Source organism: Enterobacter sp. Crenshaw (assembly GCF_024734705.1).
GTDB classification, from domain to species: domain Bacteria; phylum Pseudomonadota; class Gammaproteobacteria; order Enterobacterales; family Enterobacteriaceae; genus Enterobacter; species Enterobacter asburiae_B.
Map to the genome: position 1 here is coordinate 1,912,551 of NZ_CP102932.1, position 15,175 is coordinate 1,927,725.

General features: G+C 57.1%; 16 protein-coding genes. 9 read left to right on the forward strand and 7 right to left on the reverse strand.

Annotated features, from left to right (window positions below; genetic code table 11):
* The first annotated feature begins 7 nt into the window (after window positions 1-7).
* The 5 genes from sufC (at window position 8) to NWV12_RS09170 (ending at window position 4,759) form a co-directional block, all read left to right on the forward strand.
* Window positions 8-754: a Fe-S cluster assembly ATPase SufC gene (sufC, locus tag NWV12_RS09150; RefSeq protein WP_033145303.1), complete on the forward strand. Its 747-nt coding sequence runs from the start codon at window positions 8-10 to the stop codon at window positions 752-754.
* Window positions 729-2,000, forward strand: coding sequence for a Fe-S cluster assembly protein SufD (gene sufD / locus NWV12_RS09155; RefSeq protein ID WP_048979484.1), 1,272 nt, complete (start codon window positions 729-731; stop codon window positions 1,998-2,000). The genes sufC and sufD overlap by 26 nt, the downstream gene beginning before the upstream one ends.
* Window positions 1,997-3,217 carry a cysteine desulfurase SufS gene (gene sufS, locus NWV12_RS09160; protein WP_101744512.1) on the forward strand — a complete coding sequence of 407 codons (1,221 nt, stop codon included), beginning with the start codon at window positions 1,997-1,999 and terminating at the stop codon, window positions 3,215-3,217. The genes sufD and sufS overlap by 4 nt, the downstream gene beginning before the upstream one ends.
* Before the next feature lie 14 nt (window positions 3,218-3,231).
* Window positions 3,232-3,648: a cysteine desulfuration protein SufE gene (sufE, locus tag NWV12_RS09165; protein WP_028012869.1), complete on the forward strand. Its 417-nt coding sequence runs from the start codon at window positions 3,232-3,234 to the stop codon at window positions 3,646-3,648.
* Between the two features lie 97 nt (window positions 3,649-3,745).
* Window positions 3,746-4,759: a L,D-transpeptidase family protein gene (locus tag NWV12_RS09170; RefSeq protein ID WP_039262109.1), complete on the forward strand. Its 1,014-nt coding sequence runs from the start codon at window positions 3,746-3,748 to the stop codon at window positions 4,757-4,759.
* Window positions 4,760-4,819: 60 nt separating this feature from the next.
* Here the strand turns inward: NWV12_RS09170 and lpp are convergent, their stop codons facing one another.
* The 4 genes from lpp to NWV12_RS09190 form a co-directional block, all read right to left on the reverse strand.
* Window positions 4,820-5,056, reverse strand: a complete 237-nt coding sequence (gene lpp / locus NWV12_RS09175) for a murein lipoprotein Lpp (RefSeq protein WP_010430241.1) — start codon at window positions 5,054-5,056, stop codon at window positions 4,820-4,822.
* Between the two features lie 309 nt (window positions 5,057-5,365).
* Entirely contained in the window at window positions 5,366-6,787 is a 1,422-nt protein-coding gene (gene pykF / locus NWV12_RS09180; protein WP_101744513.1) for a pyruvate kinase PykF, read from the reverse strand.
* A gap of 377 nt (window positions 6,788-7,164) precedes the next feature.
* Window positions 7,165-8,310 carry a PLP-dependent aspartate aminotransferase family protein gene (locus NWV12_RS09185; protein ID WP_045887795.1) on the reverse strand — a complete coding sequence of 382 codons (1,146 nt, stop codon included), beginning with the start codon at window positions 8,308-8,310 and terminating at the stop codon, window positions 7,165-7,167.
* An 11-nt stretch (window positions 8,311-8,321) separates the two neighbouring features.
* Window positions 8,322-9,692, reverse strand: coding sequence for a cystathionine beta-synthase (locus tag NWV12_RS09190; RefSeq protein ID WP_032657782.1), 1,371 nt, complete (start codon window positions 9,690-9,692; stop codon window positions 8,322-8,324).
* A 400-nt stretch (window positions 9,693-10,092) separates the two neighbouring features.
* On the opposite strand from NWV12_RS09190, the gene NWV12_RS09195 reads away from it, so the two are divergent.
* From NWV12_RS09195 to fumD, 4 genes are all read left to right on the forward strand, one after another.
* Window positions 10,093-11,115 (forward strand): methionine ABC transporter ATP-binding protein, encoded by a 1,023-nt coding sequence (locus NWV12_RS09195; protein WP_048979486.1) that lies wholly within the window; start codon window positions 10,093-10,095, stop codon window positions 11,113-11,115.
* On the forward strand, window positions 11,108-11,776 hold the full coding sequence (locus tag NWV12_RS09200; RefSeq protein ID WP_008500617.1) for a methionine ABC transporter permease: 669 nt from the start codon (window positions 11,108-11,110) through the stop codon (window positions 11,774-11,776). The genes NWV12_RS09195 and NWV12_RS09200 overlap by 8 nt, the downstream gene beginning before the upstream one ends.
* 23 nt (window positions 11,777-11,799) lie before the next feature.
* Window positions 11,800-12,612 (forward strand): MetQ/NlpA family ABC transporter substrate-binding protein, encoded by an 813-nt coding sequence (locus NWV12_RS09205; protein ID WP_008500616.1) that lies wholly within the window; start codon window positions 11,800-11,802, stop codon window positions 12,610-12,612.
* A 110-nt stretch (window positions 12,613-12,722) separates the two neighbouring features.
* Window positions 12,723-12,932 carry a fumarate hydratase FumD gene (gene fumD / locus NWV12_RS09210; RefSeq protein ID WP_008500615.1) on the forward strand — a complete coding sequence of 70 codons (210 nt, stop codon included), beginning with the start codon at window positions 12,723-12,725 and terminating at the stop codon, window positions 12,930-12,932.
* On the opposite strand, the gene NWV12_RS09215 is transcribed toward fumD, so the two are convergent.
* The 3 genes from NWV12_RS09215 to NWV12_RS09225 are packed head-to-tail and all read right to left on the reverse strand — an operon-like array spanning window position 12,913 to window position 15,174.
* Window positions 12,913-13,599, reverse strand: coding sequence for an amino acid ABC transporter permease (locus NWV12_RS09215; protein WP_048979487.1), 687 nt, complete (start codon window positions 13,597-13,599; stop codon window positions 12,913-12,915). The genes fumD and NWV12_RS09215 overlap by 20 nt on opposite strands.
* Window positions 13,583-14,359, reverse strand: coding sequence for an amino acid ABC transporter permease (locus NWV12_RS09220; protein WP_039262345.1), 777 nt, complete (start codon window positions 14,357-14,359; stop codon window positions 13,583-13,585). The genes NWV12_RS09215 and NWV12_RS09220 overlap by 17 nt, the downstream gene beginning before the upstream one ends.
* Window positions 14,359-15,174: an amino acid ABC transporter ATP-binding protein gene (locus NWV12_RS09225; RefSeq protein ID WP_048977439.1), complete on the reverse strand. Its 816-nt coding sequence runs from the start codon at window positions 15,172-15,174 to the stop codon at window positions 14,359-14,361. Before NWV12_RS09225 ends, NWV12_RS09220 begins: the two co-directional genes overlap by 1 nt.
* Window position 15,175: the final 1 nt, after the last annotated feature.

Sequence of the window (15,175 nt, forward strand, 5' to 3'; positions counted from 1 at the left end):
AAAGCACATGTTAAGCATTAAAGATTTACAGGTTAGCGTAGAAGACAAAGCCATCCTGCGTGGCCTCAATTTTGACGTCAGGCCGGGCGAAGTTCACGCCATCATGGGGCCGAACGGCTCCGGAAAAAGTACGCTGTCTGCGACGCTGGCGGGGCGCGAAGATTATGAGGTAACCCACGGCTCGGTGGAGTTTAACGGCAAAGATCTGCTTGAGATGTCGCCCGAAGACCGCGCGGGAGAGGGCATCTTCATGGCCTTCCAGTACCCGGTCGAAATTCCGGGCGTCAGCAACCAGTTCTTCCTGCAGACGGCGCTGAATGCGGTGCGCAAGTATCGCGGCCTGGAGGCGCTGGATCGCTTTGACTTCCAGGACCTGATGGAAGAGAAGATCAAGCTGCTGAAGATGCCGGAAGATCTGCTGACCCGTTCGGTGAACGTTGGCTTTTCCGGCGGCGAGAAAAAGCGTAACGACATTCTGCAGATGGCGGTGCTGGAGCCCGAGCTGTGCATTCTGGATGAGACCGACTCCGGTCTGGATATCGACGCCCTGAAGATTGTCGCTGACGGCGTGAATTCCCTGCGCGACGGCAAGCGTTCGTTCATTATCGTCACCCACTACCAGCGCATTCTGGACTACATTAAGCCGGATTACGTTCACGTGCTTTACCAGGGGCGTATTGTGAAATCCGGTGATTTCACGCTGGTTAAACAACTGGAGGAGCAGGGCTATGGCTGGCTTACCGAACAGCAGTAATGCGCTCCAGCAGTGGCACCGGCTGTTTGAAGCCCAGGGCGGCACGCGCTCTGAGCAGGCGCAGCAGCATCTGCAGCAGATGCTGCGTCTCGGCCTGCCGACGCGTAAGCATGAGAACTGGAAATACACCCCGCTTGACGGCCTGCTGAACGCCGAGTTCGTGACCCGTCTGGCGGATCTCACCCCGGCGCAGCGTGACGCGCTGGCCGTAACCGTGGACGCCGTGCGCCTGGTGTTTGTCGACGGTGAGTTCCGTCCGGAGCTGAGCGACGCCCTTCAGGGGAGCGGATTTGAGATTGAGATAAACGACGATCGCCAGCCCCTGAGCGCCCCGGTTCAGCCTGAGGTTTTCCTGCACCTAACCGAGAGCCTGGCCCGCAGCGTGACGCATATCCGCGTGAAGCGTAACCAGCGTCCGGCAAAACCGCTGCTGCTGATGCACATCACCCAGGGTCTGGACGGCGACGAAATCAACACCGCGCACTATCGCCACCATCTTGAGCTGGCGGAGGGGGCGGAGGCCAGGGTAATCGAACATTACGTCAGCCTCAACGATATCCGGCACTTTACCGGATCGCGTCTGACGATGAACGTTGCCGCCAATGCCCAGCTTCACCACGTCAAGCTGGCGTTTGAGAATGCGCAGAGCCACCACTTTGCCCATAACGACATTGTGCTGGGTCAGGATGCCGCGGCGTACAGCCACAGCTTCCTGCTCGGCGGGTCGGTATTGCGCCACAACACCAGCACGCAGCTTAACGGTGAAAACACCACGCTGCGCATCAACAGCCTGGCGATGCCGGTTAAATCTGAAGTGTGCGACACGCGCACCTGGCTTGAGCACAACAAAGGCTACTGCAACAGCCGCCAGCTGCACAAAACTATCGTGAGTGATAAAGGGCGCGCGGTGTTTAACGGACTGATTAACGTGGCGCAGCACGCCATTAAAACCGACGGTCAGATGACCAACAACAATCTGCTGTTAGGTCGCCTGGCGGAAGTGGACACCAAACCGCAGCTGGAGATCTACGCCGACGACGTGAAGTGCAGCCACGGTGCGACGGTCGGGCGCATCGACGACGAGCAGATGTTCTACCTGCGTTCCCGCGGTATCGACCAGCAGGCGGCGCAGAAAATGATTATCTATGCGTTTGCCGCCGAACTGACGGAAGCGCTGAACGATGGTCAGTTGAAACAGCAGGTGCTGGCGCGTATCGGTCAGCGTCTGCCTGGAGGCGAAGCATGAGTTTTCCCGTCGAGAAAGTACGGGCAGATTTTCCGGTTCTGACCCGTGAAGTAAACGGTCTTCCTCTGGCCTATCTGGACAGCGCGGCCAGCGCGCAGAAGCCTAACCCGGTAGTGGATGCGGAAGCCGAGTTTTATCGCCACGGCTACGCCGCCGTGCATCGCGGTATTCATACCCTGAGCGCCGAGGCGACCCAGCGTATGGAAAACGTGCGCACGCAAATTGCCGCCTTCCTCAATGCGAAATCGCCCGAGGAGCTGGTCTTCGTGCGCGGAACCACCGAAGGGATCAACCTAGTCGCTAACAGCTGGGGCAACGCGCAGGTCCACGCGGGGGATAACATCATCATCACCCAGATGGAGCACCACGCCAATATCGTGCCGTGGCAGATGCTCTGTGAGCGCGTTGGCGCGCAGCTGCGGGTCATTCCGCTTAACCTTGACGGGACGCTGCAGCTTGAGCAGCTCGACGCACTGCTGGATGATAAAACGCGGCTGGTGGCGGTCACCCAGGTCTCTAACGTGCTCGGGACGGAAAACCCGGTGGCAGAGATTATCGAAAAAGCCCACCAGGCCAGCGCGAAGGTGCTGATTGACGGCGCTCAGGCGGTGATGCACCACGCGGTTGACGTTCAGGCGCTGGACTGTGATTTCTACGTCTTTTCAGGCCACAAGCTCTATGGGCCGACCGGGATTGGCGTACTGTACGTGAAAGAAGATATCCTGCAGGCGATGCCGCCGTGGGAAGGGGGCGGATCGATGATCGCCACCGTTAGCCTGACGGAAGGCACCACCTATGCGCGCGCGCCGTGGCGTTTTGAGGCGGGCACGCCCAATACCGGCGGGATTATCGGGCTGGGGGCGGCGGTCTCCTACGTCTCCGCAATCGGCCTTGAAAGCATTCAGGAGTACGAACAGCTGCTGATGCACTATGCGCTTGCCGAGCTTGCCAGCGTGCCGGATCTGACCCTCTACGGGCCTGCCGACCGGCAAGGGGTGATTGCGTTCAATCTCGGGAAACATCACGCCTATGACGTGGGCAGTTTCCTCGATAACTACGGCGTGGCGGTCCGTACCGGGCACCACTGCGCCATGCCGCTGATGGCGTTTTACCAGGTGCCGGCAATGTGCCGCGCGTCGCTGGTGATGTACAACACAACGGAAGAGGTCGACAGGCTGGTGGCGGGGCTTAAGCGTATTCACCAGCTGCTGGGCTAACGGAGAGGCAAAAGATGGCAGAACTGCCGGACAGAGACAAATTGCTGCGCAACTTTGGGCGTTGCGCAAACTGGGAAGAGAAGTACCTGTATATCATCGAGCTGGGGCAGCGTCTGCCGCCGCTCGGTGAAGAGGCGCATAACCCGGAAAATATTATTCAGGGCTGTCAGAGCCAGGTGTGGATTGTGATGGAACAGTCTGACGACGGCACGATAGCACTGCACGGCGACAGCGATGCGGCCATTGTGAAAGGGCTTATTGCGGTCGTCTTTATTCTTTACCACCGGATGTCGGCGCAGGATATTGTCGCGTTTGATGTCCGTCCGTGGTTTGAAAAAATGGCCCTGACCCAACACCTCACCCCGTCTCGTTCCCAGGGACTCGAAGCGATGATTCGCGCGATTCGCGCCAAAGCTGCAATCCTTAGCTAGACTTACAGAACAGCATTCATTCTGTTTCGCGAGGTGGTTCCCGCCTCGCTGGTTTTTCAGCTTTCTGGCGTCCTGCCAGTGAATAAGGAATCTCAGCATGAAGCGCGCGTCTCTCATAACTCTATTACTCCTCAGTTCGCTCGGCGCACTTAATTCGGCCCGCGCGATGGACTATCCGTTGCCGCCCGCAGGCAGTCGCCTGATTGGGCAAAATCAAACCTACACGATACAGGAAGGGGATAATAAGCTGCAGACCATCGCCCGCCGGTTTAATACCGCGGCGCAGGTGATTCTGGAAACGAACAATACCATTGCGCCAGTCAACCCGGCGCCGGGAACCGTCATTACCATCCCGTCGCAGATGCTGCTGCCGGACACGCCGCGCGAGGGGATTGTGGTGAACCTCGCTGAGCTGCGGCTCTACTACTTCCCGCCGGGAGAAAATATCGTTCAGGTCTTCCCGCTCGGCATCGGACAGCTGGGGCTGGAAACACCGGTCACGACCACGCGCGTAAGCCAGAAAATCCCGAATCCCACCTGGACGCCCACGCCGGGCATCAGAGCCCGCTCTCTGGAGCAGGGAATCAAATTACCGCCGGTGGTACCTGCCGGGCCAAATAACCCGCTGGGACGCTTCGCACTGCGTTTAGGCGTGGGCAACGGGGAATATCTCATCCACGGCACCAGCGCGCCGGACAGCGTTGGTCTGCGCGTCAGCTCAGGTTGTATGCGGATGAACGCCCCGGACATTAAAGCCCTGTTTGAACAGGTGCGGGTTGGCACGCGGGTACAGATTATCAATGAACCCGTGAAGTTCTCCGTGGAGCCGGATGGTAAACGCTATATTGAAGTCCACCGCCCGCTGGCGCAGGCTGAGGGAGAAAACCCGCAGGTCTCGCCCATTACCCACTCCGCCGACTTTGCGACCTTTGTTTCTCAGGCGGGAAGCGATAAGGCGCTGATCGAGAAAGCCCTGTCGCGCCGCGCCGGGATCCCGGTTATCGTGTCGTCAGAGAGCGGCCCGTCGGCCAGCAATAGCGTGTTATCGGTGCAGAACAGTCGGGTGTCCGCTGCGGTAGCGGAAGATGAAGGGGAGAAGGTGACGCAGTAGCCGTTTGACGCAGGCAAAAAAAATGGCGCACAATGTGCGCCATTTTATTAACAGGTACTATTACTTACGGTATTTAGTAGCCTGGTTGTCCAGACGCTGGTTAGCGCGAGCTGCGTCGTCTTTAGCAGCCTGAACGTCGGAACGGATTGCGTTCACGTCGTTGCTCAGCTGGTCAACTTTAGCGTTCAGAGTCTGAACGTCAGAAGACAGCTGATCGATTTTAGCGTTGCTGGAGCAACCAGCCAGCAGAGTAGAACCCAGGATTACCGCGCCCAGTACCAGTTTAGTACGATTCATTATTAATACCCTCTAGATTGAGTTAATCTCCATGTAGCGTTACAAGTATTACACAAAGTTTTTTGGGTTGAGAATATTTTTTTGATGGGAATACACCTATTTTTGATCGTTCGCTCAAAGAAGCATCGAATCGGCCCTTTTTGAGCAAAAATCTATGTAAAAAAAGGCATTTATCATCGGATTCATCTTAGATAATTCGCAATTAAATAGAAAAACCCGATTTGCAATTTGAATGACTTTAGCTAATGCCAGGAATAAAAAAAGCGCCCGGAGGGCGCTTTTTATCAAAATTAATTCGTTCGGGAATTATTACAGCACGTGAACAGATGCGGTATTGGTGGTTCCGCTTGGCACCAGCGCGCCAGAAACCATGACCACAACGTCACCTTTCTGTGCCAGACCACGATCAACCAGCTCCAGAGCCACTTCTTTACCCAGACGGTAGAAATCATCCGTAGACGCGATCTCTTTCACCAGGTGAGGGATCACGCCTTTGCTCAGCACCAGCTGACGAGCCGTGGTTTCGTTGGTGGTCAGCGCCAGGATAGTCGCATCCGGGAAGTATTTACGCACCGCGCGAGCAGATTTACCGCCCTGGGTCGCAACCACGATCAGCGGTGCTTCCAGTTTCTCAGCTGTTTCTACTGCACCACGGCATACCGCTTCGGTGATGCGCAGCTTGCGGCTGTCGTTGTTGTAGTCCAGACGGCTTTTCATTACGCGGTCGGTACGTTCGCAGATGGTGGCCATGATGGACACCGCTTCCAGCGGATATTTACCTTTTGCGGATTCGCCTGACAGCATAACGGCATCAGTACCGTCGAGGATGGCGTTAGCCACGTCGCCTGCTTCTGCGCGGGTTGGGCGTGGGTTTTTGATCATGGAGTCCAGCATCTGCGTTGCGGTGATAACCACTTTGCGCGCGCGAACACATTTCTCGATCATCATCTTCTGCGCGAAGATCACTTCTTCAACCGGGATTTCTACGCCCAGGTCGCCACGTGCAACCATGATGCCGTCAGACGCTTCGAGGATTTCGTCGAAGTTGTTCAGGCCTTCCTGGTTTTCAATTTTGGAGATGATCTGGATCTTCTCGCCGCCGTGCGCTTTCAGGTGCTCACGAATTTCAACCACGTCTGAACGCTTACGGATGAAGGAGGCCGCAACAAAGTCAACGCCTTGTTCGCAACCGAAGATCAGGTCCTGTTTGTCTTTTTCGGCCAGTGCTGGCAGTGCGATAGAGACGCCCGGCAGGTTAACGCCTTTGTTTTCGCCCAGGTCGCCGTTGTTCAGCACTTTACAGATAACCTTGTTGCCTTCGATGGCGGTCACTTCCATACCGATCAGACCATCGTCTACGAGCACGGTGTTACCGACGGACAGGTCGTTGGTGAATCCTTCGTAGGTCACTGCAACGATTTCGCTGTTGCCGACAACGGATTTGTCGGTGGTGAAGGTGAAGGTCTGGCCCGCTTTCAGAGAGACGTCGTTACCGCCTTCCAGTTTGATGGTGCGGATTTCTGGACCTTTGGTATCCAGCAGGATCGCAGCTTTTTTACCGGTCTTGCTCATTACGTTGCGCAAGTTCTTGATACGCTGACCGTGTTCTGCGTAATCACCGTGGGAGAAGTTCAGACGCATCACGTTCATGCCGGCGTCCAGCATTTTGGTCAGCATCTCTTCAGATTCGGTTTTCGGGCCGATAGTACAAACAATTTTCGTCTTTTTCATGACAGTCTTAGTCTTTAAGTTGGGAAGGATATGGAAATCTCGCTCCGGGGGCGCACCGCCGCGGAGTCAAACCTGTGTTGCAAAAGAGTATATGACACGCACTAAGGATAGGAGACATCAAATGAGCGTGCAGAAGAAAGTGTGCCTGAGTGACAGCCCAACGAAGGAGAGGAGAAGTTGTACGTTGTTTTTCGTATTCCAAGCGCTGAAACCATTCACCAGGGATTAGGCGCGCATTATACGCTGATTTTAAGATAAAAGGAAAATGGAAACGGTGTTTCAGAAATAATCTGTGCAGTTTCACATAATATTGTTATCAAGGCGTTAAGCCATGATGACAACTTATGGCGGCAGGTGATTGACCTGCCGCGTTTTGCTTATTTTTGCAGCGCCTGGCTGAGGTCGGCAATCAGGTCTTTCGGATCTTCAATCCCGACTGAGAGACGGATCAGCTGCGGCACAATGCCGTTTGCCAGGCGTTGCTCCAGCGGAATCGAGGCGTGCGTCATGCTGTAAGGCTGGCTCACGAGACTTTCCACACCGCCGAGGCTTTCCGCGAGGGTGAACAGCTTCAGGTTGCGAATCACCTCGGTGGCGCGTTGCGCATCGCCTTTTACCACCACGGAAATCATCCCGCCGGGCAGGGCCATCTGCGTGCGGGCAAGCTGATATTGCGGATGCGATTCCAGGCCGGGATAGAACACCTTTTCGACCAGAGGATGCTGCTCCAGCCATTGCGCAATCGCCAGCGCGTTGGTGCTGTGCTTTTCTACCCTCAAAGCAAGCGTGCGAATACCGCGCAGCGTCAGGAAGCTGCTGAATGGATCCAATACGCCGCCTACCGCGTTTTGCAGATAGCCCAGCTTATCCGCCAGTTCCCTGTTGTCCCCGACAATCGCCAGCCCGGCCACCACGTCAGAGTGGCCGTTCAGGTATTTGGTGGCGGAGTGCACCACGATATCGAAACCTGACTCCAGCGGACGGTGGATCACCGGTGACGCGAAGGTGTTATCCGCCACGCTGATGACGTTATGACGGCGGGCGATCGCCGCAATGGCCGCCAGATCCGCCAGCTTCAGCAGCGGGTTGGTTGGCGTTTCGACCCACACCATGCGGGTATCCGGGCGAATGGCGGCCTCGAGACCGGCTAAGTCGTCCGGTTTAACCCAGCTGACCTGCAGGCCGGTGCTGCGCTTGCGCACGTTTTCAATCAGGCGATACGTCCCGCCATAAACGTCATCAATGGCGACAATATGGCTGTCTTTATCCAGCAGTTCGAGCACCGTGGAGATGGCCGCCAGACCGGAGGCGAAGGCGTAGCCGCGCGTGCCGCCTTCCAGTTCGGCGATGGCGGTTTCCAGCGCATGGCGGGTAGGGTTGCCGCTGCGGGAATACTCATAGCCGGTATGCTCGCCGGGTGACGGTTGCGCAAACGTTGAGGTGGCGTATATCGGCGGCATGACGGCGCCGTGCTGGTCGTTGAACTCGCCGCTGTGTACGCTGAGGGTGGCCAGATTTTTCATCATTGATTCCTTTATTGCTGAAGACGGTTGCGCCAGGCGGTCAGAACGTCGCTGCGCGTAATCAGACCGAGAAAACGGTCGTTGTCATTAATCACGGCCACCAGACCGCGGTCGAAGATGGCGTTCAGGGCGCTTTCCGGGGCGTGTTTATCAAGAAACTCCACCTGACGCGTCATGGCTGCCGTCACCGGAAGCGCGAAGCGGTCGCCGTCGCCGCCGATGTGCCGCAGGAGATCCCACTCGTCGATAATGCCCACCACCTTGCCGTTCTCCAGCACCGGCAGCTGGGAGATGTCATACAGGCGCATGCGTGCCAGTACGGTGGAAAGCGTGTCGTCCGGGGCGGCGGTAACGGTGGCGCCTTCATCGTGGCGCAGGGCGATATAGTCGGAGAGATCGCCGGCCTGAGGGCGCGTGATGAGCCCTTGCTGACGCATCCAGTCATCGTTGAACATCTTCGAGAGATACTTATTGCCGCTGTCGCAGGCGAAGGTCACCACGCGCTTCGGCGCGGTCTGCGCCTGGCAATATTTCAGCGCGGCCGCCAGCAGCGTGCCGCTGGAGGAGCCCGCCAGAATGCCTTCCGTTTTCAGCAGATCGCGCGCGGTGGTGAAGGCCTCGCGGTCGGTAATGCGCCAGGCGCGATTCACCCCTTCAATGTGGGCCAGCGGCGGAATAAAGTCTTCGCCAATACCTTCAACCAGCCAGGAGCCCGCGTCGTGATAGCGTCCGGTTTCCACCTGGTCGGCGAGAACCGATCCGGCCGGATCTGCCAGGACAAACTCCGTGTGCGGAGAGTGCTCGGCGAACCACGCCTGCAGGCCGCCCAGCGTACCGCCTGAGCCGACGCCCACCACGATGGCGTCGATCCGCCCGTCAAGCTGCTCGTACAGTTCCGGTGCCGTGGTGGTGCGGTGCGCCAGCGGGTTGGCCTCGTTATTGAACTGGTCGATGTAAAACGCGCCGGGCAGCTCGTTGGCCAGGCGCTGGGCGTAATCCTGGTAATAGGCGGGGTGGCCCTTGTTAACGTCGGAGCGGGTCAGCACCACCTGGGCACCCAGCGCGCGCAGGTGGAAAATCTTCTCGCGGCTCATTTTGTCCGGCACCACCAGGATCAGCGAGTAGCCTTTCTGGGCGGCGATCAGGGCCAGGCCGAGACCGGTATTCCCCGCCGTCGCCTCAATAATCGTGCCGCCCGGCTGCAGCTGGCCGGTACGCTCCGCTTCGTTAATCATCGACAGCGCAACGCGATCCTTAATAGAGCCGCCCGGATTCTGGTTTTCCAGCTTCAGGAACAGCGAGCAGGGACCGGTATCAAGCTTGTGCAGTTGGATAAGCGGGGTACGACCAATCAGTTCAGTGACGGAGTGATAAATCGTCATGATGTTTTCCTTTCTGGATGTCATGACGGGATGATAGAGCGGCGAAATTTTCGCAATAAAGAACCATTCACTGCTCTTTAGAACAGAAAAGAATATAAATGCCATTTTTGGATGTCAGGACAGCAAGACGTAAAGTTGTCTGGATGTGAGGATGGCTATACCGGCATGAAATGCTGCAAAAATGAGCGTTTTACGCGGGCATCTGCCAGCAGATATGCATCCGGCAGATAATCATTGCTGAAATTGGTCTAAATGCTTCCCACCCTGTAAATCCGCTGTTTATTTCCGAAAGTTATAACAAATTCTTTTTTGTTCATTTGAAAGCTGATAACGCCTGTTTACTATCGTTTGGACATCCATACTGCTAAACAGCCATGCGCGAAACGGATAAAGAATAAGAATGATTGTACTCAGGAATATTTCGAAGGTTTTTGACAACGGAAAGGTCGCGCTGACTGCCGTTGATAACGTCAATTTGACGATAGAGCAGGGACAGATTTACGGAATTATCGGCTACAGCGGAGCCGGGAAAAGCACGCTGATTCGTCTGCTGAACGGCCTGGAAAAACCCAGCGCCGGAAGCGTGACCATTAACGGACAGAATATCTCTGCGGCAAAGGGTGAAGCGCTGCGCCAGACGCGCCTGAAAATCAGCATGGTGTTCCAGCACTTCAACCTGCTGTGGTCGCGCACGGTGAGCGAGAATATCGCTTTCTCGATGCAAATCGCCGGTGTGCCAAAAGCCAGCATCAAGGCGCGCGTCGCCGAGCTGGTGGATCTGGTCGGCCTGAAGGGGCGCGAGAATGCGTACCCGTCCCAGCTGAGCGGCGGGCAAAAGCAGCGCGTGGGTATTGCGCGCGCTTTGGCTAACAGCCCTGACGTGCTGCTCTGCGATGAAGCCACCTCGGCGCTCGACCCGCAGACCACCGATCAGATCCTCGATCTGCTGCTGGATATTAACCGCCGCTTCAGGCTGACCATCGTGCTGATCACCCACGAGATGCACGTGGTGCGCAAAATCTGCGACCGCGTGGCGGTGATGGAGAACGGTAAAGTGGTGGAAGAGGGCGACGTGCTGAGCGTCTTTACCCATCCGCAGCAGCCGATTACGCAGCAGTTTGTCCGCCAGGTGAGCCAGTATGCCGAGGAGGAAACCTTCAATACCGAACTGGCAAACGATCTGGAAGGCACGGTCATCAGGCTGACCTTTACCGGGCACAGCACTCATAAGCCGATCGTGGGTGAACTGACCCTGCGCTACGGCCTGCCGTTTAATATCCTGCACGGGAAAATGACGCAAACCGCCCACGGTGTGTTTGGTCAGCTCTGGGTGCATGTCGTGGCATCCGATGAACAACTGAACAATATCCTCGCCGACCTGCAGCACAGCGATATTGAAGGCGAGGTGATTAAACATGGCTGAGAATCTCTTTCCGCATCTCAAGTGGGATCAGCTCTGGGCGGCGACGCTGGAGACGCTATACATGACCGCGCTGTCCGGCGTGGCGACGTTTGTGCTGGGCATCGTGCTGGGGCTGGCGCTGTTTTTAACCGCGCGCGGCGGGCTGTTCCACAACCGCACGGTCTACAGCGTGATTTCGATTGTGGTGAACGTATTCCGCTCTATTCCGTTCATCATTTTGATTGTCCTGCTGATCCCGTTCACCAAGACCGTCGTCGGCACCATTCTCGGCGCCAACGCGGCGCTGCCGGCGCTGATTGTGGGCGCGGCACCGTTCTACGCACGCCTGGTGGAGATCGCCCTGCGTGAAGTGGATAAAGGCGTCATCGAAGCAACGCGCTCGATGGGCGCACGACTGAGCACGTTAGTGTTTCGGGTTTTACTGCCGGAATCATCACCCGCACTGGTATCGGGTATTACGGTGACGCTCATTGCGCTGGTGAGCTACAGCGCAATGGCGGGGGTGATTGGCGCCGGCGGTTTGGGAAATCTGGCTTATCTGGAAGGATTCCAGCGCAACCATGGTGACGTCACGCTGGTGGCAACGGTGACCATTCTGATCATCGTTTTCATTATCCAGTTCTGCGGCGATGTCATTACTTCACTGTTAGATAAACGCTAATAAATACATACAGGAACCACATCATGAAAAAAACACTGACACTGATCGCCGCCGCAACCCTGAGTGCCCTGAGCTTCGCCTCCTGGGCCGACACCCTGACCGTGGGCGCATCCAACACGCCGCACGCCGAAATTCTGGAGCAGGCTAAGCCGATTCTGGCGAAGCAGGGTATCGACCTGGAGATTAAACCGTTCCAGGACTACATTCTGCCGAACACCGCGCTAGCGGGTCATGACATCGACGCGAACTATTTCCAGCACATTCCTTACCTGAACAGCGTGCTTAAGGATCATGCGGGCGATAAAGACTACGATTTCGTCAGTGCGGGCGCGATCCACATTGAGCCAATCGGCATCTACTCCAAAAAATACAAGTCGCTGAAAGACCTGCCGGAAGGCGGCAAGATCATCATGCGTGACGCGGTTTCTGAAGAGGGGCGTATTCTTTCCATCTTCGAGAAAGAGGGCGTGATCAAGCTGAAGCCGGGCATCGATAAAGTGACCGCGCGCATCAGCGACATCGTTGAGAACCCGAAAAAGCTGAAGTTCACGCCGAACGTGGAAGCCTCTCTGCTGCCGCAGATGTACAACAACAACGAAGGCGATGCGGTGGTGATTAATGCCAACTACGCGATTGACGCCGGTCTGGATCCGGTTCACGACCCGATTGCGGTAGAGAGCGGTGAAAATAACCCGTACGCCAACATCATTACCGTGCATCGCGGTGACGAGAAGAAGAAAGATATCGTTGCGCTGGTGAACGTGCTGCACTCGAAAGAGATTCAGGACTGGATCCGCACCAAGTACAAAGGCGCGGTCATCCCAGTAAACAACTAATTTACTGATTTTACAGATGAAGCCCGGCGAGTCTCTCGCCGGGCTTCTTTTTTGTATCCGGCAGGAGAATCATTTAAGCTCAACGTTTAAAAGGCAATGGAGTGATGACGATGGGTAACGTGACCAAAGATGAAGCGCTGTACCAGGAGATGTGCCGGGTGGTCGGAAAGGTGGTGCTTGAGATGCGTGATTTAGGGCAGGAGCCAAAGCATATTGTCATTGCCGGAGTCCTGCGTACCGCGCTGGCGAACCAGCGCGTTAAGCGCAGTGAACTGACAACCGAAGCTATGGAAACGGTGGTTAAAGCGCTGGCCGGGTAATGCGCCAGCGTTTCGCAAGCTGTTCGAGCGAGCAGCAGAGCAGGTAGTAGACCACGCCCGTAAAGATAAAAATGGCCGCCGGGTAGATTTGCACCCGGTTGTTGACCTGTCCCGCCACCGTGGTCAGTTCCGGTACGTTCACGATAAACGCCAGCGACGTATCCTTCAGCAGGCTGATAAAAATCCCCACCAGCGACGGCAGAATATTCCTCAGCGCCTGCGGCAGCAGCACGCGCAGGAGGGTTTGCTGCGTTCTGAATCCCTGAGACAGTGCGGCCTCGTATTGTCCTGACGGTAGCGCGTTAAGCCCGGCCAGCACCGAGTGCATCACCGTTGCCGCGGTAAACCAGGCCAGAGCCAGCGTGACGGTCAGCGCTCCCGGCAGATCGCCCCCGGTCATAAGCGGCAGCAGATACCACATCCAGAAAATCACGAAGATGAGCGGGATGCCGCGGATCAGCTCTGCCCATAAAAAGAGGGCCTTTCGCACGAGCCCGGTAAAGCGCCAGGCCAGACACGCGAGCACTATCCCACCGGGCAGAGCGATGACGGCGGCCCCGGCCGCCATCATCAACGACAGCAATACGCCCCCCGGTTCACCCGTCGCCGCGCGTCCCCACAGCAGATAGTCGAGGTTATCGGTGATGACGTTAAGTCCGGCAATCATGTTTTTCACTCCCTGTGGTGGCGACGCCTGGGCGTTTACGTTTCGCGTCAGGCCCGATGCGAACCAGCACCAGCCCCATGACCAGGCCGGTCAGCAGATAGAGTGCGGTTCCGAGGGTAAACGCCTCCAGCGCGTGCGCGTTATAGCTCTCGATCTGCCTGACCTGATAGGTCAGCTCGGCAAAGCCAATCCCGCTCGCGAGCGAGGAGAGCTTCATCAGATTAAGGTACTGGCCCACAACCGGCTGCCAGGCGTTGGCCAGGCCCTGCGGCAGAAGGATGTAACGAAACAGACGCCACGCGGAGAATCCCTGCGCGAGCGCCGCCTCCCGCTGTCCGGCAGGTACGGAACGTAAGCCCGACTCCACCTCTTCGATTAAAAACGCCGAGGTAAAGACGCCCAACCCCCAGGCAGAACATAAAAATTCGGGCGTAAACCACCAGACGTCGCCGGGCAGAATTGACCAGCTGTGATCCGCGTTCACCGCGTCGCGGAACGCCTGCGGTAGCCCGTTCCAGGCGGCAAAATACCAGAACAGCAGCTGCACCAGCAGCGGCGTATTGCGAAACAGCGACACCCAGCTGCTGACGACCGCGTTCCCGGGGCGTCCGCCGGAAAGGCGCAGGAGCATAAAGAGCAGTGCGAGCAGGCTGGCCAGCAGCATCCCGGCAAGCGTGACCCACAGGGTGGTGAGGAATCCGGAGAGTATCCACTGCAGAGGCTGTCCGGTCAGTACCCCCTGCCAGTCGAGAGCGGGCATTACAGATGCTCCTGATGCAGCGGGTTGAGCACCTTTTGCAGGAACCGCTGCGCGCGCGGATGCGACGGCTGGCTGAAAAATTGTGCCGGCGGCGCCGTTTCCAGAATTTGCCCGCCGTCGATAAAGACAATCCGGTCGGCAATTTCCCGGGCAAACTGCATCTCGTGGGTCACCACGATCATCGTGATCCCGCTGTGGGCGAGGGCTTTCATCACGTACAGCACTTCACCAATCATCTCCGGATCCAGCGCGGAGGTGGGTTCATCGAACAGAATGATTTGCGGTGAAGAGGCGAGGGCGCGGGCAATCGCGACGCGCTGCTGCTGTCCACCGGAAAGCTCTGCCGGTAAATGGTGGGCTTTTTCCAGCATCCCGACCTTCTCCAGCAGGGCCAGCGCGCGCTCCTGTGCGGGCTGCGGCTTCCAGCCGTGAACGTGCTCCAGCGCCAGGGTGATGTTCTGGCTGGCGGTGAGGTGGGCGTAAAGATTGAACTGCTGGAACACAAACCCCACGCGGCTGCGCAGCTGGCGCAGCCCGCTACCGGAGAGCTTTCCGGTAGGCTTGTTATCGACCAGAATCTCCCCGCCGCTCAGGGTTTCAAGCTGATTGATAAGACGGATCAGGGTGGATTTACCGGAACCCGAAGGGCCGAGGATGGCGACCACTTCACCGGGCGTGATGGTGAGGTTAATGTCGTTTAAAACCTGATGGTCACCGTAGCGTTTGTCCACATGACGAAACTCGACGCTGGCCTGTTCCAGATGCGAAAAATCCGCGGCACCGGCCGCGGAGTGTGAAAATAAACCTGAGAGCATA